This window comes from Haloferula sp. BvORR071 (assembly GCF_000739615.1).
Taxonomy (GTDB): domain Bacteria; phylum Verrucomicrobiota; class Verrucomicrobiia; order Verrucomicrobiales; family Akkermansiaceae; genus Haloferula.
This window is the reverse complement of record NZ_BATP01000003.1, coordinates 1-25,313: the sequence shown is the minus strand read 5'-3', so window position 1 is coordinate 25,313 and position 25,313 is coordinate 1. Positions and strand designations below refer to the sequence as shown.

Annotated in this window: 10 protein-coding genes; 3 read left to right on the top strand and 7 right to left on the bottom strand. The window is 62.3% G+C overall.

Annotated features, from left to right (window positions below):
* Positions 1-14 precede the first annotated feature (14 nt).
* Together BV071_RS01115 and BV071_RS01110 are read left to right on the top strand one after the other, a co-directional pair.
* On the top strand, positions 15-2,000 hold the full coding sequence (locus tag BV071_RS01115) for an alpha amylase C-terminal domain-containing protein (RefSeq protein WP_035601024.1): 1,986 nt from the start codon (positions 15-17) through the stop codon (positions 1,998-2,000).
* 133 nt (positions 2,001-2,133) lie between these two features.
* The gene (locus tag BV071_RS01110) at positions 2,134-5,889 is read left to right on the top strand and encodes a hypothetical protein (protein WP_035601021.1); all 3,756 of its coding nucleotides are present in this window, start codon (positions 2,134-2,136) and stop codon (positions 5,887-5,889) included.
* Here the strand turns inward: BV071_RS01110 and BV071_RS01105 are convergent.
* From BV071_RS01105 to BV071_RS01080, 6 genes are all read right to left on the bottom strand, one after another.
* Positions 5,886-6,908 (bottom strand): ABC transporter permease subunit, encoded by a 1,023-nt coding sequence (locus BV071_RS01105; RefSeq protein ID WP_035601018.1) that lies wholly within the window; start codon positions 6,906-6,908, stop codon positions 5,886-5,888. The genes BV071_RS01110 and BV071_RS01105 overlap by 4 nt on opposite strands.
* Positions 6,905-7,840 (bottom strand): ABC transporter ATP-binding protein, encoded by a 936-nt coding sequence (locus BV071_RS01100; RefSeq protein ID WP_035601015.1) that lies wholly within the window; start codon positions 7,838-7,840, stop codon positions 6,905-6,907. Before BV071_RS01100 ends, BV071_RS01105 begins: the two co-directional genes overlap by 4 nt.
* A 70-nt stretch (positions 7,841-7,910) precedes the next feature.
* Positions 7,911-8,228 (bottom strand): hypothetical protein, encoded by a 318-nt coding sequence (locus tag BV071_RS01095; protein WP_265593916.1) that lies wholly within the window; start codon positions 8,226-8,228, stop codon positions 7,911-7,913.
* Between the two features lie 16 nt (positions 8,229-8,244).
* A complete protein-coding gene (locus tag BV071_RS01090; protein ID WP_035601010.1) occupies positions 8,245-9,084 on the bottom strand; it encodes a hypothetical protein in 840 nt (279 codons plus the stop codon).
* The gene (locus tag BV071_RS32275; protein WP_265593915.1) at positions 9,081-13,826 is read right to left on the bottom strand and encodes a cadherin domain-containing protein; all 4,746 of its coding nucleotides are present in this window, start codon (positions 13,824-13,826) and stop codon (positions 9,081-9,083) included. The genes BV071_RS01090 and BV071_RS32275 overlap by 4 nt, the downstream gene beginning before the upstream one ends.
* A gap of 292 nt (positions 13,827-14,118) precedes the next feature.
* Entirely contained in the window at positions 14,119-22,827 is an 8,709-nt protein-coding gene (locus tag BV071_RS01080) for a Calx-beta domain-containing protein (protein WP_035601007.1), read from the bottom strand.
* A 252-nt stretch (positions 22,828-23,079) separates the two neighbouring features.
* Here BV071_RS01080 and BV071_RS01075 point away from each other — a divergent pair, with 252 nt between their 5' ends.
* Positions 23,080-25,062, top strand: a complete 1,983-nt coding sequence (locus tag BV071_RS01075; RefSeq protein WP_052572728.1) for a sialate O-acetylesterase — start codon at positions 23,080-23,082, stop codon at positions 25,060-25,062.
* A 22-nt stretch (positions 25,063-25,084) separates the two neighbouring features.
* Here BV071_RS01075 and BV071_RS01070 read toward each other — a convergent pair.
* Positions 25,085-25,313, bottom strand: a 229-nt coding sequence (locus BV071_RS01070; RefSeq protein ID WP_035601005.1) for an alpha/beta hydrolase, incomplete at its 5' end; no start/stop codon positions are given.

Sequence of the window (25,313 nt, the reverse complement as noted above, 5' to 3'; positions counted from 1 at the left end):
GCCATGATGCCGGGGTGAGCGAAACACCCCGGCTTGTCCTTGATGATCCTTGGCTTGAACCCCAAAAGGAGGTCATTGCCCGGCGCTTGGATCGCTTCCACCAGACGGTGGCGGACATCGATGGCCGCAGCGGCAGCCTATCGGCGCATGCCAATGGTCACAAGCTGACCGGCATCCATCGCCAGCCGGACGGCGGCTGGATGGTCCGCGAGTGGCTGCCCAAGGCCAAGGCGGTGTCGCTGGTCGGGGATTTCAACTTCTGGGACCGCGAGGCCCATCCACTGGCACCAGCCCGCGGCGGGGTCTGGCAACTGCGCCTGCCTCCCGGGGCCTTGGCCCATGGCCAGCGTGTGAAGCTGCACATCGTGGGGGCCGATGGTTCGCGCCGCGACCGAATTCCGGCCTGCATCCTGCGGGTGGTGCAAGACCCGCAGAGCCACGACTTCTCCGGACAGATCTGGGAGCCCGCGGAGCCCTATGTGTGGAAGCACGAGTTCGATCCCGCTTCGGTGAAGGTGCCCTTCATCTATGAGGCACACGTTGGGATGTCCGGCGAGGAAGGCCGCGTGCACAGCTACCGCGAGTTCGCGAATGCCACCCTGCCCCGCATCGCCGCGGCGGGCTACAACGTGGTGCAACTCATGGCAGTGCAGGAGCATCCCTACTACGGCTCCTTCGGCTATCACGTCTCGTCCTTCTTTGCGCCGTCCTCGCGCTTCGGCACGCCGGAGGACCTGAAGTATCTGGTGGACACGGCGCACGGGCTGGGGGTCGCCGTTCTGTTAGACATCGTCCACTCTCATGCGGTGAAGAACTATGCCGAGGGGCTCAATGACCTCGACGGCTCCGGCAATCTCTACTTCCACTCCGACTGGCGCGGGGACCACCCGCAGTGGGACTCGAAGGTCTTCGACTACGGCCGGGCGGAGGTACGCCAGTTCCTGCTCTCAAATGTGCGTCACTGGCTGGAGGACTTCCGCTTCGACGGCTTCCGCTTCGATGGCGTGACCTCGATGCTCTACTGGAACCGCGGTGCTACCACCTTCGACGACTACTGGAAGTACTTCGGCGACGAGGCGGATCACGATGCGGTGCTCTACCTCCAGCTCGCGACCACTCTCGCGCGTCAGCTCAAGCCCGGAGCGATCCTAGTAGCAGAGGATATGTCCGGCATGCCCGGTCTATGCCGGCCGGTGCAAGATGGCGGCGTAGGTTTCAGCCACCGCCTGGCGATGGGGATTCCCGACTTCTGGATCAAGCTGCTCAAGCATACGCCGGACGAGGACTGGGACATCGGCGAGATCTGGAGCACGCTGAGCAACCGCCGCCATGGCGAGGCGAACATCGCCTATGCCGAAAGCCACGACCAAGCCTTGGTGGGCGACAAGACCCTAGCCTTCTGGCTAATGGACCAGAATATGTACTGGCACATGGGCAAGGAGGATCCGAACCCCATCGTCGAGCGCGGCATCGCCCTACACAAAATTATCCGCCTGCTAACTTTCGCGCTCGGTGGCGAAGGCTGGCTGAACTTCATGGGCAACGAATTCGGCCATCCCGAATGGCTCGACTTCCCGCGCGAGGGCAATGGCTGGTCCTACCACTACTGCCGCCGCCAGTGGTCGCTGGCCGACAACCCGGCGCTGAAGTACTGCTTCCTCGGTGCCTTCGACCGCGCAATGCTCGAGACAGGCAAGAAGCATGGCTTACCCGGTGAAGAGCGCGCAGAGCTGCTCAACCTGGATGCGGGCAACAAGGTCCTCTGCGCTCGTCGCGGCGATCTGATCTTCGTCTTCAATCTTTCGATCGACCGCTCGATCCCAGGCTACAAGTTCCCCGTGCCTGGCAAGGGCGAGTATCGGCTGGTGCTCGATACGGATGCCTCCTTCTTCGGCGGGCAGGACCGGGTGGATGCCAATATCACCTACCCGGTGGCGAAGGATGGCACGCTGGCGATCTACACGCCGGCGCGGACGGCGATGGTATTCGCTCCGGCCTAGCCGGAATCGAGAGGAGCCTAGGCATCTTGGATGCGGGGTGGGATTCACGCCGTTTTCACACTAAAGTTCTTTCCATCGGGGTGGGCTCAAAGATCTACATTGTATATTCATTGTAGAGAAAACCCACCCATTTATGAACCCCACTCCTCCACTCCCGGTGCGCCGAATCCGTCGCACCGGCATTTCCGCCCTGATCATTCTCGGCGGTGCTCTTTGGATCCTCAAGCCGGGCCATAACCCGGACAAGCGCGGGCGATCGGAGCCCGATGCGGCAGTATCTTCTTCCCCACGCCCGGCTGCCGCCAATACATCCGCGCTCGAAAGCTTGGCCCCGGCCGAGCAAGAGAGTCTCTGGTCCGCTCTCGACATCGCCCGCCGCAGCATCAGCACCTTGACCGAAGAGGAAGCATCCCTGCCCGGCAACGAAGGCGTGTCTGCCTTCTCCTACCATTCCGTCCAAGACATCGCGGCACGCTACACGTCAGAGGGTGTGCGCCTCACGATCGGGAGCCGAGATGAGCGGCAGGTCGCTTTCGAGTATGACGATGGCGGAGTCGTCTCCGAACTTAGCACCACCGGCATCCGTGCCGAGCTACGGCATGGCGATGGCGTCACCGAATGGTTCGAGAACCGCCCCGAGGGAATCGAGCACGGTTTCACCTTGAAGGATCGCCCTGCCAGTTCAGGGGAGCTGGTTGAGTTGAAGGTGAAACTCTCCGGTCTGCATGCGGTGGCCACTGGAGATCCGGCGACATTGGAGCTCCATTCAACCGATGGAACGCCCAAGCTCAATTACTCCGGCCTCAAAGCCTGGGATGCGGATGGCAAGGAACTCTCTTCCTCCATGAAGCCTACTTCGGAGGGCATCCAGCTCGCAGTCAACGACAGCGGCGCGCGCTACCCCCTTACCGTCGATCCCCTCATCACCAATCTCGAGCAGGCGCTGACGCCTCCGGTCACCGGCCCGGGCGAGGCCGGTGATGGCTTTGGCGTATCGGTGGCTGTCGACGGTTTGTTCGCACTGGTCGGAGCCGATTCCGACGACACGCCGAAAGGGAAGGATGCCGGCAGCGCCTATGTCTTCGCCCGCGAAGGCAGCAAGTGGGTATTCAAGTCGTTGCTGCGGGCGAAGAATGGAGCGGCCGGAGATGCCTTCGGTAGAGCGGTGGCGCTTTCCGCTTCCGGAAGCACCGCGCTGGTCGGCGCTCCGCTAGATGATCTCAGCACCACTGCTGTCGATGCGGGCAGTGCGATCGTCTTTAACCGCGAGGGGAACGTGTGGGTCGAGGTAGCGACCTTAACCATCGAGAACCGAGCCAAAGGCGATCACTTCGGTGAGGTCGTTTCGCTCAGCGGCACCAGCGCTGCGGTGGGCACCACCGAAAAGACCGGTGGCCGGGGCGCGGTGTATGTCTTTGTCCGCGGCAGCAGCGGTTGGCAATTGCAGCGAACGTTCAACCCACCGGAAGCAGCTGGAAATCCACCCCGTTTCGGCAGGGCGATTTCGATCGATGGCAACATTCTCGCGGTGGGTGCCTTGGGAACTCCGGGTGCCTTCACCAACAGGGGTGGCGTATATCTCTACACCCGCTCCGGAACCACATGGACGGATCTGCCGCCGCTTACGATTGCCGCCAATGAAAACTTCGGCGTGTCGGTCGCCCTATCCGGAACCGGGCTGCTGGTCGGTGCCGACATGGGCTCGGAGGCGGCCCCGGGAGCAGCTTATTTCTTCACCTTCACCGGGAATACCTGGACTCAACGGGCCAGAGTCGAGGCGTTTCAAGCGAAAGGAGCAGACGGTTTCGGCCGCACCGTCGCGCTTTCCGGCAGCGAGGCAATCGTGGGTGCGGCCAAGATCCAGGTGAACACGAACTCAGGCATGCGAAAGGGAGCGATCTACAGCTTCCTGCGGCAGGACAACTTCTTCACTCGTGGCTCAAGCGTGAGTCCCCAAGGGACCGATGCCAGTGGGGATACGATTCCCGTCGCCATCAGCGGAACTTTTGGAGTGGCGGCTTGGACCGCAGGCGGGACCGAGGCAGGAAGGCCTTCTGGTGCCGCCGAGGCTTTCGACATTACCAGCAGCCGTTGGACCCGCCGCAGTGTCTTGAGTGCCGGCGACAACGCGCTCAACAACCGCTTTGGCTATGCCGTCGACATCGATGGCGATACCTGTGCGATTGGAGCCGCTACCGACAACACCGCTGCAGGCATGGAGAGCGGAAGTGCCTATATCTTCGTCCGGAATGGCACGACCTGGGCACAAGAGGCCAAGCTGAGCCCGGCCGGGACCCAGAACAAGATTCACCTCGGCGCAGCGGTGGCATTGCGCAACGGTATCTTGATCGCCGGCGCACCCGGTGAATTGGATGGAACCGGTGCCGCCTATATTTATGGCCGATTCAACGGCCAATGGGACCTGCACAGGAAAATCGAAGCAGAGGACGGTGGGGCAGTTAACTTCGGTGCCAGCGTCGCGATCAACGATAAAGCCGATACCGCTGTGATCGGTGCCCCGAAGCCGGGAGACTTCAGCGGTAGCGCCTACGTCTTCGGGCGCAGCGACCAATTGTGGACCCAGCAGGCAGAGCTTGAAGGAAGCCCTCCCGGCCATGCGGATCAATTCGGTTTCTCCGTTGCCATCGAGGGTCCGACCATTGCGGTCGGCGCGCCGGGATTGAACGAGGATCCGGGAGCTGCCCATGTCTTCAAACGCAGTGCCGCGGGGTGGACCCATCAAGCGACCTTGAACGGAAACGACGACCGGCGCTTTGGTACCGCCGTGGCCCTGAGTGGAAAGCTCGCGCTGATCGGTGCCCCGGGGTCCGAGGACAATCCCTTGCTATCCCAACCGAGCGCCGCCCATCTCTTCGCCCGCAGTGGAGATTCCTGGCAGCGCGTCGCTCGCTTTACCCCGGAGGATCCCCAAACTGGCTACCGCTTCGGACAGACCGTCGCCATCGAAGGCAAGGTCGCACTGGTCGGAGCTTACAATGGGGAAGGCTATAAGGGCGGGGTCCAAGTCTTTGCCCGCGAGGGCACTAACTGGACCCGCCAGGATCGGATCGGTGAAGGCGAAAACTACTCCTTCGCAGCATCCTTGGCCTTGAGCGGCGATACCGTCATCGTCGGTTCCCCCGAGATGTATGGCATCAACCCTGTCGACAAGACGATGACCGACCTTGTCGGCAAGGTCGGCATCTTTCGCCTCAGTGGTTCACTGCTTTCCGGCCCGGACGCATCGTTGTTCCTCGCTTTCGATGTGGACGGCAGCCACGGCCTGTCCGCCACGGAATGGCTAGCCATCTATGCCAATCCCCCGGCAGCCAAGAAGGAAAAGCTCTTTGTGAAAGCTGATGCGGATGCTTCCGACGAGGTGTCGCTTGATGAGTTCATCGCGGCCAAGAGTGACCCCGCCTTGGCCCGCACCCTCGAAGGCTGGACCATCCGTGCCGCGGCATTTCTTGACCTGGATGAAATTCCAGACGGCGTGGTCACCCGGGATGAGGTGGCCGCGATGTGGAGACCCGGCACCCCCGCCAAAGCCGTTGATGCCTTCTGGGCCCGCGCCAAAGGCGGCTCGGGCATGGACCTCAAAGCGTGGATGGGCGCGAAGACCCTGCCGAATTTCTCAACCTACGTGGCAGCCAAGGACACCCGCGGCGAGCGCGCCGGGCTTGCCGCCGATCTCGATGCCGATGACGATGAGATGATCAGCAGAGAGGAGTTTGCATCCCTCTTCGCTCCAGAAGCGCCGGCCAAGTCCATCGACGCAGCATGGCGGGCAGCCTGCGCGACACCCAAGAAGGGCACACCACCCTCTTCGATCGGAATCCTGGAATTTATCGAAGCCCCCAAGCTGCCAAAGTTGCCGAACGAACCCTAGTAGTCCCTACGGCAGAAGATCCACGCCGCGAGTGAGAGCATGACCGCGGCGAAAATCGAGGAAGTGCCGAAGACATACCAGGCAGAGTGACGCTTGGCCGCCTCGTTCTGCGCCTCTCGTTCCCGCGGGTCGCGCAGGCGGCCGGCCATCGCCTCATCAAGCGAGATGCCGGAGAGCAGCGAGTCGCGCTCCTTCATCTTGATCAGGCGGCTGAGGTACATCGTGCAGTCCCGGGTCTTGGGCAGCGGGCTGCCTGCGGCTTCGAGAGCGGCGTGAGCCTTCGCCATTCCGCTGGCCGTCTCCTGCTCCTCGTCGGTCTTGCGGGTCTCGCCGGTTTTCATGTCGACGGAGATCCCCGAGCGCGGTGCGGTGTAGGCAACGGCATAGAGACCGTCCTCCATCAGATGGACGAACCAGGAGATCACCCAAACCGCGATGGCACCCAGAAGAGAGAACAGCGTGGAACGCGTCCAAACACCGAGGAACACTGCGACCGAAAAAAGCAGGGCAAAGATGAAGGTCACCAGCGGCACGGCCCAGAAGACCGTGAAATTCCATTCCCCGACCCGGAAGCCGATCGCCAGGAACACCGCCGCCGTGAATACGCCGACTTGAAGCGCCACGAAAAGCAGTGCTCCGGTGAACTTCATCAGGAACAGGCGCAGCCGTCCGACCGGCTTCGAAAGCGGTATGCCGATCGACCCCTCTGCGATGAAATCCGGAAAGATTCCCGCCGTCGAAACCAAGGCCAAGCCAAGCGCCACCCAAGCCAGCCAGAAACGAACGATGAGATCGGTAAAGATCTTCACGTAGAAATCAGCCGCCTCGGGACGACCTTCGCGGACAATCGGATTCTCGAAATGCTTCCAGCCGAAGAAGACGGACATCCCCTTTTCATCAAAGCCGATCGAGGCATAGACCAGGGCCACCAAGAGCGAGACCGAAAAAGTGATCCAAAACAACTTCCGAGCCTTCAGGTGGCGGAAGGAATCCATGAAAATTGCAATCCAAGCACTCATGCCGCACCTCCGTTCATTTCGCCACGAGCACTGTCCATCGAGGAGAGATAAAGTTCTTCCAAGCTCAAGCGTGCCTCTTTCATCTCACGGATCACCACGCCCGCCGTTCGCAGCGCGTCAATCACCGGCTGCACGTCGCCGGCATTTGCCGCGGGAACCAGCACTTGGTCCCCCGCCACCTTGATGCCCGATTTTTCAAGGCTCTCGCGCAGATCAAGAGGAATGGGTCCCAAGCTACGGATCTCGAAGGTCTTCTCCGCTTGGGTCAGCTCTTTCATTGAGCCGGACCGGATGATCTTCCCGCCCACCAGAATCACGACGAAGTCCGCGACCTGCTCGACCTCGGCGAGCAAGTGGCTGTTGACGAAAACTGTTCGCCCTTCGGCGCGCATCCGCTCGATGATCTTGCGGATCTCGATCCGGCCCTCTGGGTCCACTCCGTCGGTCGGCTCATCAAGGAAGACGATCTCGGGTTCATTCACCAGTGCTTGGGCCAAACCGGCGCGCTGCTTCATGCCCTTCGAGTAGGTTCCCACCGGCTTGTCCTGCCAAGCCTTCAAACCCACCAGATCCAAGAGCTGCGAGGTCCGCTCCCGGGCGGCCTTGCCCGGGACACCGGCCAAGCCCGCCGAATAGAGGACCACCTGCCGCCCCGTCAGGTATTCCGGGAACTTGGCATGCTCCGGCAAATAGCCAACCCGGCCCAAGGTCTTGCGGTCCCCGATCTTCTTGCCGAGCAAGCTGCCGCGGCATTCGGTGGGGCGGATGATTGTCAGCAGCGACTTCACCATGGTGCTCTTGCCAGCGCCGTTAGGCCCTAACAGCCCGAACACGCTGCCCTTCGGCACGGTCAGGGAGACACCCTTGAGCGCCTCGAAGCCGCCCTTGTAGCGCTTTCGCAGGTATTCGATTTCCACCGCAGCCTCCGCCATAGGCCTAGCAGTTCAGCGGCCGGCCCGGATTTTGCCAAGTGGGAATCCGGCGGAGGATTATCATCCCTGCTCAAAACAGGCGGAAGCCCGCGAATATCATCAGGCCGAGAAGCACTGCAGCCGTGAGCCACCAATACCACTTCACTCCTGTCTTGTGGTGCGGCTTGCCGCCGAACTCGCGGGACACGAAGTCATCGTAGTCGAAGTCCTCGCCCGGCAAATCCGCACCATCATAGGCGGAATCCTGCTCCCAGCTCCGCTTGCCGCCGCTGGTCGCACTCTTGTGCTTCTTGCGGCGCTTCGCCGGCGGATTGCAGTAGGGACAGTAGCGCGAGCCGACACGCACTTCCTTGTCGCAGCCGGGACAGAGGTAGGTATCCACACTCACAGCGGCAATGATGCACTCAAGGACGCGGCTGGGCCAGCAGCTTTTCCAGCTTGCCGCGGATTTCATCATCCACAAAGGCAGCCACGCGCGCTGTGCGCTGCTCGGGAACCACATCCCTTAAAGATTCTGCAGCGGCGGTAAGGCATTCGAGCCGCAATTCCTCACTGCCTCGCGCCGTGACCCAAGCCGCGGCAGCAACCGGGTCGTGCTCCAGCCACCCGCCGAGCGAGAACTTCAGACCCGCACTCCGCGCCGCCCCCGCCGGAAAGTCCCCTGCCCACTCCGTTGCAGCCACCGGATCTTCCTGAGACCAGCGCTGGAGGACCTGCACCACCGCCCGGTCCTGCACCGGGCCAGCCGTCACCTGTTCCGCCGCCAGCTTCGCGCCCCGCTCCGGGTCCTTGGCGGAGATGACCACCGCGATGCGTCCCAGCGATTCCGTACGTTCGCCTGCTTCCAGACCGCTGGCCCACTCGATCGCTGCATCAGGATCGCTTTCAGCGAGACGCATCGCGAAGTGAGCCGAGAGCTTGCGTTTCACCGGACTATCCGGAGCCAGCTCCTTGTAGGCCCGGCGGGCTAGTTCGGGATCCACGTCGATGCCGTCCCATGCCACCTGCTCCAGGGCTTTCTCGCGCGCGGCCGCATCCGGACTCACCAGCGCATCCTCAAAGGTCCGAGCCAGAACCTTGGCCGGCTCTTCATCCTCGCCCTCGCCATGCAAGCTGCGGTCCGCCGTGCGCGCGGCCTTGGGATCGGCGGCATTTCGGGGAACGGTGGCCGCAGGTTCCTTCTTTCCGCAAGCGGTAGCAGCCAGTGCGATGAGGCTGAGAATCAGGTGACGGGTCCGGATCAAGGCGTGATGGAAACGTTGCTGAAGCGCGCCTGATTCTGCACCCCGGGGCTGCCGCTGGCGACCGCCAATCCGAAGTAGCATGTTTCAGGAAGCGCAGCTGTCAGGCTGCCAATCACGATCCATGTTGTCCCGTCGAAACTCTTGGAAGCGGTGATCTGGTCACCTTGACGGGTTAGCCGCACCCAAGCATCCGGGAAGACCGCCTGACCGCTCGAACTAGTAGAGGTGTTACCATTCAGGCCGGTGCGCCGCGCCCAGCGGAAACCACCGTCGCCCGCAAGACCGATGAAAACGTGCCGGGAATTCGCAGCCAAACTGTCGCGGATCATGATCCCCGCCCGGGCCTGCTGCCCAGTGTCCTCCATTGAATCGACCCTCGCGGTGATCACCCCATCGCCACTCAACGGTTGCCACACAAATTGGAAGGCATCGTTGCGCCCTGCGAGTTGCCCGCCTCCGGAAACGAGGAAGGCACCGTGCCCAATGGAATTGCTCCAGCCCTCTTCCAGCGGGCCGACAATCCCCAGCTCCCAGGGCAAGGGCACAGCTGCCAATACCTCAATCACCAGCGAGGCCTCCGTAAAATCCCCGGCCAAGTCCGTCACGCGGACGGTGAAGACATTCGTGCCGGAACTCCCCGGCGGCGGCGTGCCGGAAAGACTTCCATCTTCCGCGACGACCAACCATGCGGGCCCCGCCGTCTTCGAATAGACCAGGGTATCCCCGGCATCCTCGTCAATCGCCACCAGCGGCGACGCGCTCAGAGCCTCGCCCTCGCGCAGGAGTCCGGAATAGACCGGGTCTACGCTGAATACCGGCGCATCATTGGTGTTCGTGACCGTGATCGAAAGTTCGGCTTCGTCATGGGCACCTTCTGCGTCGGTCACCCGGACCGTGAAGACATTCAGGCCGATGTCATTGGCAGAGGGAACGCCCTGCACTGTCCCGTCTTCACCGACCGACAGCCACTCCGGCCCCGATACCTTGGAGTAAACGAGCACATCGTCCACGTCAGGGTCGCTGGCGGTGAGATGGAGAGCGTAAGGCAAGTCCTCGGCGGCATCACCCACCAGGTGGTCAGCGTCGAAGGCCGGCGGATGATTGTTGCTCAAGACCGTGACTGGCACCTCGATCAGCGAAGTCTTGAAGGGGTAGCTGCCCGCCAACCCACGATCCTGAGCTCCGATGCCCAGCGTTCGGGTGCCGAGCACGAGGACCGCCGGATTGGCCAAGGTGACCATTCCGCTGGCCGCATCGATGGCAAAGGCGCCATCGTCATTGCCACTGAGGATCGCGTGGATCACGGGTTCACCTTCGGGGTCAACCGCTGCGAGGGTTCCGACCACGGCGCCCGCCTGACTCAGGCCCTTGGTCACGGCCCATTCCGTGGCGGGTGGTGTAAACACCGGGGTAAGATTGATATCGAAGGCCTGCAGGGAAGTGCCCGGGATCACCGTAGGCGTGTAGATACCCGGCCCCGTCCACGCCACTTGGAGGTGGTCGGAACCCATGTCCTCCTTGTGCAGGGCCTCGATGTAATAGGAGGAGCCGGTCTCCAGATAGACCGGGATGGATTGCTGGGTGGAATACTTGGTCCACTGGTTGTAGTAAGTCCAACCGCTCACGCTGGCGACCGTGGCCGCACTGGATGCCTCCTCGTCCGCGCCCAGTTTCAACTCCGCTTGGTCGTTCGACGCCAGATAGAAGGTATAGTAGCCGCTGACCGGCGGTGTCACCAGCGCCCGGATACGAGACCCGTAGTAGTCGGCGATGTTCGCTCCGCTATCGAAGGAAGTCAGCGTACGAATCCGGTCCGGGAGGAAGGGATACTTGCTACTCTCGGTCAGGTCATCGAGGTGGCTGCCCTCGATCCCGTCCCAAATCTGCTGCCGGATCCCGCTGCCGGAGACCACGCCGGCCGGAGTTACTGTCACGGCGATCTCCCCACTGCCACTGCGAGGAGGAGAACCGTTATCGGTCACTCCAACCACCAGCGTGCGATGCGGCTGAGCTTGGGCGTCCAGCAGGCCCCGCACTGCGATGCTGATCTTGCCGCTCTCCGCATCGATATTGAATAGACCGTCCTCGTTGCCGGAGAGAATCGTGTAGCCTTCGTAGCTATCGTCGCTGTTCGCATCCACGACCGTTACGCTGCCGACTTCTTGTCCCGCGAAGGCGTCCTCACTGATCGTGAATTGGACCGGGGCGACCTTTGGTGGGTAATTTAGATACTCCGGTGCCAGATACTTCCCGGTAAGCATTTGCTTCGGGATCCCCGGACCGGAAAAAGCCACTGACACATGATCGGTTCCGGTCGATTCCTTATGCAGGACCTCGATCCGGCAGGGCTGTCCCGCAATCAGAGAAACCGGCGAGGACCGGTAGGGCGCATTGTCCACCCAATCGCGCGGCGCGGTGGCCCCACTCACCGAGGCGATCGGACTGGCTCCGGAGCCATGAGGCGGAGCATTGAGGAAGAGCTGGCTTGAGCCGTCCGAAGCGATCCAGAAGCGGTAATTCCCGCTGAACGGGGGAATGAAGAAGCCGTGGAGCGAACTGCCGAAATTGTCCCCGTGCTGTCCTGCATCGAAGCTGGTGAGGAATTCCTCGCTATCGGGTAGGTCCGGCCATTTCGAGCTGTCCGCAAGCAAACTGCTCACCGAGTTGCCCGAAATCCCTTCGTAGTAGGTCCGCACGATACCGCCCGGAACCTGGCCCGCAGGGATGCCAATCACGGTCAAGGTGGCCTGGGAGATCGTTGTTAGAGGCGGCGAGCCTTGATCGCTGACTTGGACCTCGAGAACCACCTCGGTGGTGTCTTCGACTTCGCCGACTCCCGTCTCCGACGCTGAAATGACTCCGCTCTGGGGATCGATGCTGAACCACCCGGCTTCATTGCCACCGGTGATAGCGAAGACCGGCTGATCAAAGCGATCCGGATCCGTTGACTCGACCGTAAGCAGAGCTGTCCCGGGACGAGTCCGCTCCAGCACGATGGACGAAACCGGAGGCACCACGGGTGGATCGTTCACATCTGCAAGCGTGATCACAACCCGGACCACCTCGTTCAAGCCGGGAGTATCCGCATCCTTGATGGATACTCGCAGTTCGAAAGTCGCCGGGACATCCCAGCGCGTGGACAGCGTGGCGAAATCGAGTTCCGCACTCTCTGCTACCGTCAGCAGGCCGGTCTCCGAATCGATTACGAAGGCTCCCGACGAATTGCCCGACACGATGCTCCAAGTCAGGGCAGCGGTCCCGTGGTCATTCCGCGGAGCGACGCTCCCGACCGCGCTTCCTTCACTACTGTGTTCACTGATCGCAAAGCGGGCCGGCTTCTCTCCGCCTTCGACACTGCCGTGCACGAAGTAGGTCCCCAAGGAGGCATAGTCCGAATAGCCATCCAGAAAGGGATTGCCGCAACCGGTGCCGCTAACCTTCAGCGCGTATTCGCCCGCGGGGAGCTCCACCTCAATCGTGGCGCTCAGTGTTTCCTGGGGGTTGGCGCTGGCAATCAAATCTCCATTTGAGTCCTCCAGCTCCGCCAGAATATCCAGATTGGGATTCAGCGCTACGGGATCGAGTTGCAGCATGGCGTGGCCGCCCGTCGTGCGGAAGCGGAAGGCATCGACATCGGCACGGGTCTCGATGATGCCCTCGTTCGAGACGCTGTCGTCATCGGCGATCTCAAGATACCGTGCATCATCGAGATCGTCGCCGATATCATCGTCACGATAGTAGACGTTGTTGTTCGAGACGATGATCGCGAGATCGTCCTGGGTGCGATTGGCCAAGGCATACTCGCCCTTCGACCACTGGGTGACGTTCTCGTAGTAGGCAGCACCCATGATGGGGGCCCAGCCGGTCTCTCCCGAGCCGTGGCCGAGATAGTAGTCTTCGGCGGGCACCGTGTTGCGACCGTCGTGACTGAGGCCCAAGGTGTGCCCCACTTCGTGCGAGATCACCTCGGCGCAGTACTTGCCGGTGCTGTAAAAGGCCCAGCAGGGAATGTCCGCGGTGAAGTTGAATGAACTCACTTGTGCAACCCCGCCGAAACCGGGTGCGGCGGTATTCGTCGGAGTGATGATCACGTGCTGGCGACTGCCCGGTTCGGCGTTCTCGAAGACCTTGCGATCCGTGGTGACGTTCAGCTCGAAGCCTTGAAAGTCCTCGCAGACCATCTGCCAGACCTGCTTCACCTGTTCGTTCGTCACGCCCGGTGCCGCTGCATCGAAATCCCCCCAGCTCGGGAAAGGGCCCTTCTCGCCGTCGAAGTCGAGGTAGACCACGGCGCTCGCCCTTGGCAGGCTCTGCAGAGGAACGATAGTTTGATAGGCAGGCAGAGGAATATCCAGCGGATGGGCCTCCGGCGCATACTCGGCGGCCGCAGCAGCAGAAGCCGCCTCAGGCATCCGGTAATTTACGCAGATGATCGAGTCGCGATGGGTTCGCTCCAAGCGAGGACTCCGGCCCGGACCGGAAGGCTCGACCTTCCATCCCATCTCTTCGCCGTCGAAAAGGATATGTCCTACCAGACGGCCTGCCACCCCGTCCGCGGTCTGGCGTGAGAAGAAGAAACGCCCCGGTCGCGGAGTTGTCAGACAACCATCCAACATTAACACGCCGCGTTCATCGGAGTTTAGCATCCGCGTGTCGCCGCGGAGCTCCTCGCCATCCGGGAGCTTGAGGTGGAAGCCGCCGTCCGCAACGGCGGTATCCAGAAAGTCTTGGCCCAAGGGCATCCCGGACTCCGCTGGATTCGTAGTCTTCCCGGCCTGTCCGCTATCGCGCGCTTTGCTTGAAATTCCTTCGGTTTCCGGGCTTGGCGATCCTTGCGTGATCGCATGCGCGACCGTCCCTGGCTTCGTTGCATACAAAGCAACGAATGCGAAGGTTGCAGCGGCCAGCAGAGCGGCCAAGGTCGCGGAAATCCGCCTCATCGGGGGTGAAAATCAACGTAAGTTGACCGATCACCTCTATCTTGCAGATTGCATCTGCAAGTGCAAGCGCTGAAAAGCTAACCAGTTTTCCGACTCAAGGAGTCACTGTCACGCTGGAAAACTGAGAAGTATTGAGGGTGTCATTGCCGCCGCTGGCGACCGCCAGCCCCGCGTAACAGGTCTCCGGCAGATCCGCAGTGAGGCTGCCGACTGTCGTCCAATTCACGCCATCGGCACTCTTGAAGGCGGTGATGACGCTTCCACTGCGCACCAGCCGCACCCACGCACCAGGCACGATAGCAGCGCCGCTGCCAGAGGTGGAAGTGTTGCCACTCAGACCGGTGCGGCGAACCCAACGGTAGCCGCCGCTGCCATCCAAACCGATGAAGACCTGCCGCGAGTTCGTAGCCATCGTATCGCGGATCATCACTCCCACACGCGCATTGGCGCCAGTATTGTCCAAGCTCTGGATCCGCGCGGTCACCGAGCCATCACCGCTGATCGTCTGCCAGGCGAAGTTGAACTGGTCATTGCGACCCGTCAGAGCACCGGACCCGGCGACCGTATAGACGCCACCCATATACGTGGCGCTACCTTCCAAGCTGCCACTCCCCACGCCATCGGCCTCCCACGGCAGTGGTAGCTCGTCGTTCAGCACTTCGATCAGCAGGGTCGCCTCGGCAAAATCTCCCGCCAAGTCCTTCGCCTGCACCGTGAAGCTATTGATACCCGAGCTTCCCGCGGGTGGCGTGCCGCTGAGCGCACCGTCCGCCGCCACTTGCAGCCACTCCGGACCGCCGGTCTTCAAATAAATGATCGAGTCTCCCGCATCCGCATCCGTCGCACTTCCGGCGAGACTCGCCGGGCCATAGGCAGTCTCCTCATACACCGCGGGCCGCGTCATCGGATTCACCGCGAAGACCGGAGCGTCATTCACATTGGCAACACTGATCGAGAGGGCGGCCTCGGCATGAGCACCGCCGCTGTCGGTCACGCGGATCGTGAAGAGCCCCGTGCCCACGTCGCCATTCGCCGGTGTGCCGGATAGCGCTCCACCCGCAGCGACCACCAGCCAATCCGGGCCCGCGGCTTTCGAGTAAACCAGCGTCTCGCCCGCATCCACATCACTGGCGCTGCCGGCCACGCTTCCGCTGTAAGCAACATCCTCGGTGGCAGCCGTTCCGGTGAGTGTGCCGCTGGCGAAGGTCGGCGGATCATTCACGTTCACCACATGGATCGTAAGCGTCGCATCATCGCTCGTGCCGGAGACATCCTTCACCCGGACCACAAAGCTGTTGGAACCGACGTCGCCATTGTCGGGTGTGCCGCTGACCGCACCACTCGCCGCCACGTTCAACCACGCCGGACCGGAGACCTTTTCATAAGTGAGACTGTCCCCGAGATCGGGGTCGCTCGCAGAAGCCGCGAGGGACGCCGAATAGATGACATCCTCCGTCGCAGCAATACCCGCCATCGGGTCGGCATTGAATGCGGGTGCATCGTTGGTATTGGTCACAGCGATCGTGAGATTCACCAAGCTCTCCGCCCCGCCCGCGTCAGAGACCTTCACGGAGAAGGTATTGTTGCCAACATCGCCATTCCCTGGAGTTCCGGAAAGGGTCCCATTACCGGCGACAGAGAGCCACAGCGGCCCGCCCATCTTGGTGAAGCTGAGGGTGTCGCCATAATCGGGGTCGATCGCATCTGCGGCCAGAGATCCGGAGTAAGCCGAATCCTCCGTGGCTGCGGCCTTCACCACCGGACTGCTGGTGAAAAAGGGCGTGCGGTTCGGAACCAAGCTATCCACTTCCGCGGCGCTCAAGGCACGCTCGTAGATCCGCAGATCGTCGATCCGTCCGTGGAAGTATTTGTTAGAGTCGCGGTTGTCGTAGCCGATCGACACCGCCCGCGAAACCAAGGGCTGAACCGCGCCGCTGCCAAGCGCGGCCTGCACGCCATCGACATAGACGGTTCCGACGCTGCCGGCACGAGTCGCAGCCAGATGGTGCCACTGGCCGTCGTTCACCGTGCCGCTGGTCGTCAGGTCGAACTGATAGGTGCTGTTGTTGTAGATGAAGAAATTGACCGTGCCGTTGGCATTCACGTTGAGCTGATACTGCCCCTGGTTGCCATCCACCCCGCCCTCACGCTGCTGGATCACGGTGCCGAGGGGGGAGCCGGGATCGACCTTTACCCAAGCCGAAACCGAGAGATTCCCGCTTCCAACGAGCGCGGCGGAATTCCCCACGAAGATGCCGTCATCTACACCGTCGAAGTTCAGCGCATTGCCGCTCGTTCCGGTGGTCCAGGTGGCACCGCTCACATTGCCATCCTGCGGACGGCCAGTGAAGTCATCGGCGATGACCCCGCTGGTTTCATCCAGCTTCCACCACGCGCGCAGGTTCTGATAGATCGCCGGTGGCTGGGATGCCGCCGAGTTGTGGTTGGTGCCGAAGGCGAGCTCGATTCCCGTGTTGAAGCCGTCGCCATCGGGATCGAGCGCAGGATCGGGATTGGCCACCGTGATCGAGACCGGCGAAGAACTGACACCGCCCCCGCTGAAGATCACCTTCGCTGTGATCGCGTGCGTGCCCTGCGCGGTGGCGTTGTTCCAAGTGACCGAGTAGGGAGCACTGCTGTCCGAACCGATCAGCGTGGCACCACGGTAGAATTCCACCGCGGTCACGGTTTGGCTTCCGCCCGCCACATTGGCGCTGATCGGGATGCTGCTGCCCGTCTCGTAGCTTGCGCCCGCGAGCGGCTCGCTGAGCACCACGGTCGGCACGGCCGGCGGTGGGCCGAAATCTGCGGCTGCGTTGAAGGGATACAATGCGCTCGCCGGAAGACTCACCCGCGAGAAAGCCGGTCCGGACCATGCGACTGAGACGTGATCGCCGCCGCCGCCCTCGCGCTGCTGGGCCTCCAGCCAATAGACCTTGCCTGCCTGCAGGGTGACCGGCTCGGACTTCTGCGTGCCCTGCGAATCCCAAGCCTGGAAGTTGGAATAACCGTCGACCGAGGCAATCAACACTTTGCTCGCGGAGCCGCTGCCGGTTCCAAGATAAAGGCGGCAATCGTCGTCACCCGCGATCCAGAAGGTGTAGTCACCCGTGGTCGGCGGCACCAGCAGGCCGGTCAGGCGCCGCGAATAGTCATCGGCCACGCCCTGCGAGGTCGTGAAGGTGCTGAGGGTCCCGCTGAAGCTCGAGCTTCCAGTCCAATCCTCGTTCCAGAAGGCGGTGTTCCCTGCCCAGCGGCGCTCCACCACTTTGTTGGCTGGTGCATTGCAGACGACATTCACCGCGCCATCGCCGGTGGCTCCGAGGTTGTCCGTAGCCCGCACCACCAGCTGCCGCGCTCCGGGATTCGGCAGCGAGGCCGTGGTCAGAAGTGTCACCTGACCACTGGCATTGATCGCGAAGTTGGCTGGTGAATTGCCCGCCACGATCGACCAGGAGGCAATGGTCCGGCCGGCTGCCGGTGTGGTCGCCATCGTCCCCAGTACGGTGCCTGTCGCGGTGGACGAGGTCACGGTTGCGAACAAGGGCTCGACCGTCGGTGCCGCCGCATCGATCAGAGTGATCGTGTGCGCCGAGGGCGAAGCAATGGTCGCACCGTTCGCACCCGTCATCGTCACCGTAATGGCTTCCGGTGCCTCGTTGCCCGCATCCGCGAGCAGCGACAACGGCAGCAGCTTCATCTGCTCACCCGTAGCGAAGCTCAGGGTCCCCGCTGCCAAGGTGAAGTCGCTGCCAGCGGCTGCAGTGCCGCTCACGCTGTAATTGACCGTGATCGCCGTACTTCCTGCCGGCCGGTCAAGCACGGCCATCAGCAGCGGCTCGCTACCGTCGCTCTCACGCCGCGTGCTCGCGCCGGTGACGAAGCGCACGGTCCGCGGAGCGATATCCACGGCCGGGCTCAGGATCGGGGTCCGTGAGAAGCCCGGCACCTGCCATGCCACCGAAACATGATCTCCCCCGCCGCCTTCCTGGTGCTGGACCTCCATGTAGTAGGACTGCCCCGCGGTCAGGCTGATCAGCCCGGATTGCGCGCCAGCATCGTAGTCCTGATAGCCCACCGCCCCCGACATCGTCGCGATCTGCACCTTGTTCGCCGAGCTGGAGGTCGTGCTCAGGTAGAGCCGCGAGGCGTCATCGGAGGCGATCCAGAAACGATACTGGCCGGTGACAGGTGCCACGATCTGGCCGGTCAATCGCCGTGAGTAATTGTCGGCAACGTCGATCGGCGTGGTGAAAGTCGTGAGCAGCCCGCTGTAGATCGGCGTCACGCTGCTCCAAGTCTGGTTATTATAAACCGTGTTACCAGACCAGCGTTCCTCGGTGACCAGTGCGGGCACCACGCCGTCGAAGATCAGCAGGCTATGCTTGTTCAGGCTACTGTTGAGACCTGCTTGATTGGGCGCTCGCAATTCAAGCAGCGCGGTTTCCGCAGCCTCGGAGACACCGTCATTCTTCACCCGGATCCGGATGTTCTGGGTGGTCACGCCCGGCGAAAACACCAGGGTGCCGCCGGGGATGATGGCGTTACCATTGGCCGCATCCGCGAAGGCCCAGTCGACATCATCGCCGGTTGCACTGCCGCCACCGGAAACATAGTCCACGGTCACAGTATTCACCGAGGCCGCCGAGAGCGTTACCGGGATGTCGCGATACTCGCCGTTCGCGCCCGGCTGCTCGCTGGTCGCGGAGCTCGCCGCCTGGAAGCCCACGCTCACAGTCAGGGCATCATTGTCCGCTATCTCAAGCGTCGCCGAGGCCGGCCGGTCCACGCCGTAACCGGCACCCGCAACGATGCTTAGAGTCAGCTTCTCGGTGCCTTCGGCCAGGACGTCGTCCACCGGTGTGAAGGTCACCACCGAGCCCGTTGCAGTATCGGGGATCACCACGGAGCCTGTAAGGCCCGTGTAGTCCAAGCCATCGGTCGCGGTCCCGGAGAGGCTGTAATTGACTGTCAGGTCACCGGTACTGCCAGCCCGCGCGATGTAGAACTTGCCAGCGCTCCCTCCTTCGGCGGCGCCAGAGTTGTAAGCGGAAACCGACACCCGGTCCCCACTGTCGTTGTCGCGGATAATCGCCTCGGCGGAGCCGTCGTTATAGACGCGGTAGTTCGCGCTAGGTGTGATGCTGACCTTGACCGTCTCGCTGGGCTCGGCCACCGCGTCGTTGATCACCGGAATGGTCAGCGTGGTGTCGGTCGTGCCATTGAGCGACACCGAGATCGAGCCGGAGAGAGCCGTGTAGTCGCTGCCGGATGTGGCCAAGCCACTGACCGTGTAGTTCACGGTCACGCTGCCGGTCGTGGAGCTGATCGCCCGGAAGATCACCGTGGCATTCGAGCCGCCCTCGGTGCCGACATTCCCGGCACGGACCGACACCAGCGGGGTGTCGGCATTGTCCGCGATATCGACCGTCGACTGGAAAGCTTTGCCCAGGCTGTAGGCATTGTCGAAGGTGGTCACCGCCAAGGTCACCTCCTCGACCGGTTCAGCGAGATCATCGTTGCAGGGAGTGATCACCACTGGAGCGCTTGCGGAGCCGGCAGGGATCGTCACTTCACCGCTCAGCCGCGCATAGTCGGTGCCATGGAAAGCACTGCCCGAAAGGCCATAGTAAACCTTCAGCGGGGCCGCGGTGCTACCGCTGCGGGTAATCAGGAACATTCCGGTGTCGCCCGCTTCCGAAGCCGTAGGATCGATCGCCTCCACGGTGACCACCGGAGTATCATCGTCGCTCAAGGTCACCGTGGCCGAGTTCGCGGAACTGTCGCGAACATAGGCGGCATTTGTGTTGATCGTCACGATTACGGTCTCAGGCACCTCGATCGTGCTGTCATTGATCGGGACCACATTGACGACCACCGAGCTCTGGTTGGCCGGAATAGTCACCGTGGTGCCTAGTGTAGTATAGTCGGTGCCGTTGCTGGCGGTGCCGCTCCAGCTTACGTTGAGATTGAGGGCAGCCGCAGTGGAGCCGGTTCGCTTGAAGGTGAAGCTGGCATTGTCCGCCGGGAACTCCATGCCATAAGGATCGGTCGGCAGAACCGAGACCTGCGGCAGGCTGGTATCGTTGTCCACCAAGGTCATCACCATCTGGTTGGTGGAATTCGAAAGGTAGGTCCCATTCGAGGCGATCTGGAGAAGGATCGTCTCCGGCCCCTCAGCCGTGGTGTCGTTGGTCGGCGTGACCGTCACTGCCAGCGAGGCCGACCCGGCCGGGATGGTGAAGCTGCGGTAGGAACCGTCGGTCGCGTAGTCCGGCGTAAACGTGTAGTCGGTATTCCGGGTTGCAGTGCCACTCACCGGCGAGACGCGCACCGTGAGAGCATTGGTGGTGTCGCCCGTGCGGCTCAGCGTGAAGCTGCCATTCACGCCGCCTTCCACTGGATCCACGTCCTTGGTGATGGTAACGAAGGTCGAGTTGCCGGCAGTCCAGTTGGCGGTGTTGGCACCGGCAACGACGGTCAGCGGATTTGTGAAGGAAGGAGTGAAGACGTATCCGTTCCGCGTCGCGGTAAGGGTCGCCGAGCCGGTTGCGATTCCGGAGAGCGCATAGTTTCCGTCGGCATCGCTGAAGGCGTATTTGGTGCCATTGCTCACCTTCACGTTTTGCAGCGGCTGGCCATTCCACGATATGTTCCCCGTGATGGTTTGCTTGCCGTGGTTACCCACGTTGATCACCACGTGCCGACGCGTGGTCGCCCCCTTCATGTCGGAGACCGTCACCATCGCGGTCACTTGCGAGGTGGTGCTGAAGGTCCGCGTCACCACTGCGGCATTCGCGGCAGTCTGGCCGTCATCAAATTCCCAGTCGTAGGCCAGTGCGTCGCCATCCGGATCGCTGGCAGTGACGGTAAAGGTCACGCTGCCGCCGGTCGTGATGCTGGTGGCGCTCGCGCCGAGACTGGCTACCGGCGCTTGGTTACCAGGGAAGGGCCCGCGAAAATAGGCGAGATCCAGCGAGGGAGGCGAGGTGTCGTTCTTCGCGATCACCGTGAAGTTCTGGTCGGACTCGGGATCGGAGAAGGTGCGGCCGATCTTAATACCGCCATCAGCCTTGCCGCCGGCACTGCCGGGAGTGACGTCGATCAGGTGACCGGCATTGCTGCCCATGCCGCCGTAGATCACCAGGGCTTGGTCAGCCACCTTGGCCGGATGATATTCGAGATTGTAGGTGCGGATGCTGTCCTTCGCGACGCTCAGGGCATAGCGCTTGCCCTCTTCCAACCGTGGCTGGTCGTAGGCGTAGAGGCGAAAGACGCCATTGGTCTTGGGCAAGTGGACGTAGTTGTCCGGCAACCAGCCGAGAGCGCGCTTGCTGAAGGTATTGTAGTGGGCGCCAAAGCCACCCCCGCCGCCCATCACGTCGAAGGAATTGCCATACTCCTGGTTTGCGCCGTTGCCGTAGGGAGTGCCGTCATTGGTTTCCCAGAAGTTCGCATGGCTGCGGCCCAGCGAGTGACCGCACTCGTGGTTGATCACGTCCATCCCGCCCCAACCAAGCCACACGCTGTCACCACCGCCCCATGAGGCGCCGGAACGCAGGCCGCCATTCACGCGGACAATCACGCAGTTATACTGGGTGGAATCGTATCCAAGCTTGCGGGCCTCGTTGCGAGCTTGGGTTTGCATCACGCCCAAGCCATCCACTTCGGAGTCCTTGGCGATGTACCATGCCAAGGTCTGCGGCAGCACGATCAGCGGCGTGACCGTAGAAGTCGAAGTCATCTTGCCATAGGAGCTTTCGAGGTAATAGCGAGCGTTGTTGCGCATGTCCTCGATGGCCTCATCCTCCGTGTTCGGCTGGGCCATTTGGTCCGGGTAGGTCGCACGGATGTAGAGGCAGCGGAAGTTGCCAATCGCGCGCGACGAAGTGCCCGGGAAATTGTCCATGAAGAAGGCCGGACCACCAGCACCGCTGGCCTGCACCAAGGTCCGGTACTTCTCGTCGAGCACGGTCACGTGCGACCCATTGCAGAGCGTGATAATCCGCTCTCCGACCTCAACCGTAGGCGTCGCATCGCTGACCGCTTCACCGGAGGCCACCTCTTCGGTGGTCTCTCCCGAGACCGGACAAACGTCTTCGACCTTGGTTCCTGCCGGGATCCGCTCGCCGGTCTCCAAGCGGCGCAGCGGGCTCTCTGCCACCGCAAGTTCGCGGTCCACGGCCACACCGCGCAGCGGGATCTGCTTGCGCGACATCACCGGTGCCATCTCGCCGAAGACGCGCGCCTTGTAGCTCACGCCTTGAGCCTCGAAGTAGCGCAGCGTCAGGCCATCTTTCGGCACAACCTTCTCCTCCGAGGGCTTGCCGAGATAGACATTATAGTCACCGGTGGCGGAGACCGGCGACTCCAGTGCATCGGCAATCGCCGCTGGCAGATCCTGGCGGACCACCCGTGGCACCGCCCGCTCCAGTGCCTCACGCGGGTCGGTGGCGATCAGCGCCTTGAACTCCGGCCGCCGCTCGATTGCCAGCTTGCGGCCCTCCGCCCTCATCCCCCGTCGCTCTTCCGGGGCCGCCGCCTGCCAGCGCTCCAGCCAGCCATCAAACGCTGCGATCTTGGCAAAATCCGGCTCCACCACCTTCTCCGCGGCCCACTCGCCGAAACCGGCAGGCTCCTTTTCTGCGACAGTTTCTTCACCAACAGAAACTCGTCTTGCAACCGAGTCCTCGCCTAAGCTCTCAGGGGTTTGGAGGCGGGGCGCATTGGGCCGCAGCAATATGGCGGCGACAGCGATCAGCATCACACATGCGATCGCAAGGGTGCGTTTCGGGGACAGCATGGGTTTTTCGGGGACAGCTAAGAGAATTCCGGCACGGCAGAGCAGTTACAGAAAGGAAAACTGACAACCGACTCAGCCTCCGGAACCTGTTTGTACCAAGAAATCCTAAGATCTCAACATCTGACTTTGGAAGGCAGGGCCTCCCGGGAATATGCGGATTCGGGCCGGAATCTCGTCCAAATTGGCCAGCACACCACAGCAGGTGATTCCACGCTGGTATAAGCCCCGCCACGCCTCCGTAATGGGCTTCAGATGATTCGACCCCTGATTCTCGCTCTCGCCGCCGTGGTGCTTCCGGCCGCCGCCGAGGTCCGTCTGCCGAAAGTTTTCACCACCGGCGCCGTGCTCCAACGCGACCGCCCGGTCCCGGTCTGGGGTTGGGCAACGCCCGGCAAGAAGGTAACAGTCAAATTCGCGGGCCAGGAAAAGTCCACCGAGGCCAAGCCCGATTCGACCTGGCAGCTCGAGCTCGATCCCCTGCCCGCGAGCGCTGAATCGCGCTCGATCGAAGTCGCGGAGGACGGCGGAAACCAACTGGAATTCAAGGATGTCTTGGTCGGGGAAGTGTGGTTGGCGAGCGGCCAATCAAACATGGAACTGGCCGTGAACGGAGCCCGCCAAGAGGATCAGGATCTCGCCAAGTCGGGACAGACTCCCCTCCTCCGCCTGCTCACCGTGCCCAAGAAGGTTTCACCTTATCGCCTGAACGATTTCGAAGGCTCCTGGCAGCAATCCACGCCGGAAAACACCGCCAAATTCTCCGCCGTCGCCTATTTCTTCGGCCGCCGTCTGACCGAGGAGCTGGGCGTCCCAGTGGGAATCATCCACAGTTCCTGGGGCGGCTCACGCATCGAGCCATGGTTCGCCGATGAAGGCTTCGACGGCATTGAGGACCTCCAGGAGATGCGCGAATTCCGCAATGCTCGCACGCCAGGCACGCAGAAGTATGACGACGCGATGCGCCGCCATTTAGCCGCGACCCGCTCGTGGGTGGACAACGCCGAGCGCGCCCTCGCCGAGAAGAAGTCCCTGCCTGCCCAGCCAGCCGCACCACCGATGCTCCAAGTGGGCTCGAACCAAGCGCTGGGGACCTACCAAGCGATGATCCATCCACTGGTGCCTTACGCCCTGCGCGGGTTCCTATGGTATCAGGGGGAATCGAATGTTGGCGAGGATCTGCTCTACACCCTCAAGATGGAGGCTCTAATCAAGGGCTGGCGAAAGCAATTCAACGTGCCCGATGCGCCGTTCTACTACGTGCAACTGGCCCCGTATAACTACGGGGACAACCGCCAGGGGGCCCTCCAAGGCCTCTGGATCGCCCAGCAAGAGGCCCTGAAAATACCCCATACGGGGATGGCCGTGACCATGGACATCGGCAACCCGGGAGACATTCACCCGAAGAATAAATCCGAGGTGGGCCGGCGGCTCTCGCTGTGGGCGCTGGCGGACACTTACGGCAAGCAGGGCATTGTGAAATCCGGGCCGATGTTCGAGAGCTACGAAGCGACGGGCGACACGATCCGGATTCACTTCAAGAGCGCCCCGACCGGTCTCGCCACCCGTGACCAGAAAGCTCCGGATCTCTTCGAAGTCGCCGGGCCGGACTGGAACTTCAAGCCGGCTACCGCGGAGATCGCCGGAAACGAGCCGGTGATCATCCTGAAGAGCGCGGAGGTGCAACAGCCGACGATGGCGCGGTTCGCATGGTCACAAACGGCCGAACCGAACCTGATGAACAAAGAGGGACTCCCCGCAGCGGCCTTCCACACCCATTGGCCGGATGAGCCCGGAATGGGGCGCAATGTCGCCCGCCAGCGGCCCTTCACCTCCAGCGATCCAAATCGCAGTGGCTGGGATTCCGGTCTCACCGACGGCAACTGGTGGAGTGGTGCTGGCACTTGCTTCGCCACCGGAGCCTCGGATCAATTCCCGAAATACGTGACCATCGATCTGGGTCGCTCCCGGCCGGTGCAGGCGGTGCGTTTCGGCGTGCCGGGATTTGGCTCTACCAAAACGGTGGTGATCTCCTTGAGCGAGGACGGCAAGGAGTTCCAGGAAGCAGGCAAGCAGGAGTTCGCTGGCAAGACCGAGACGCGCAAAGAGCTGCGCTTCGACAAGCGGAATGCCCGCTTCGTCCGTGCGACCTTCCCGGACCATCACGAGCGCCAGGACAATTACAGCGAGAACCACTCCTTCCTCAGCGAGTTGGAGGTCTATGGGCCTGCGAACTGAGGTAGGCGCGCGCGGTTTCGATCTACCGCGACTGCTCTAACAAGAAGCGGATTGCCTGGTCACCGGTCTCCTCCGGCAGGTTCCACATGACACCGCCATGGCCGACGCCGGGAAGCAGGATACGCTGCCCCTGCCCCGGCGCGCATTGGTCGAGCAGGAGCTGGGATTGCCAGGGCGGGATGGTGCCGTCGCGGTCGCCGTGGATGAAGAGCATCTTGCACTTGGTGTCCTTCACGGCATCAACCGGACGG

What these genes read in the sequence shown, in the direction of transcription:
- BV071_RS01110 (WP_035601021.1), top strand. Translation starts at nt 2,134, where the DNA reads ATGAACCCCACTCCTCCACTCCCGGTGCGCCGAATCCGTCGCACCGGC.
- BV071_RS01105 (WP_035601018.1), bottom strand. Translation starts at nt 6,908, where the DNA reads ATGAGTGCTTGGATTGCAATTTTCATGGATTCCTTCCGCCACCTGAAG.
- BV071_RS01100 (WP_035601015.1), bottom strand. Translation starts at nt 7,840, where the DNA reads ATGGCGGAGGCTGCGGTGGAAATCGAATACCTGCGAAAGCGCTACAAG.
- BV071_RS32275 (WP_265593915.1), bottom strand. Translation starts at nt 13,826, where the DNA reads ATGCCCTTGGGCCAAGACTTTCTGGATACCGCCGTTGCGGACGGCGGC.
- BV071_RS01080 (WP_035601007.1), bottom strand. Translation starts at nt 22,827, where the DNA reads ATGCTGTCCCCGAAACGCACCCTTGCGATCGCATGTGTGATGCTGATC.
- BV071_RS01075 (WP_052572728.1), top strand. Translation starts at nt 23,080, where the DNA reads ATGATTCGACCCCTGATTCTCGCTCTCGCCGCCGTGGTGCTTCCGGCC.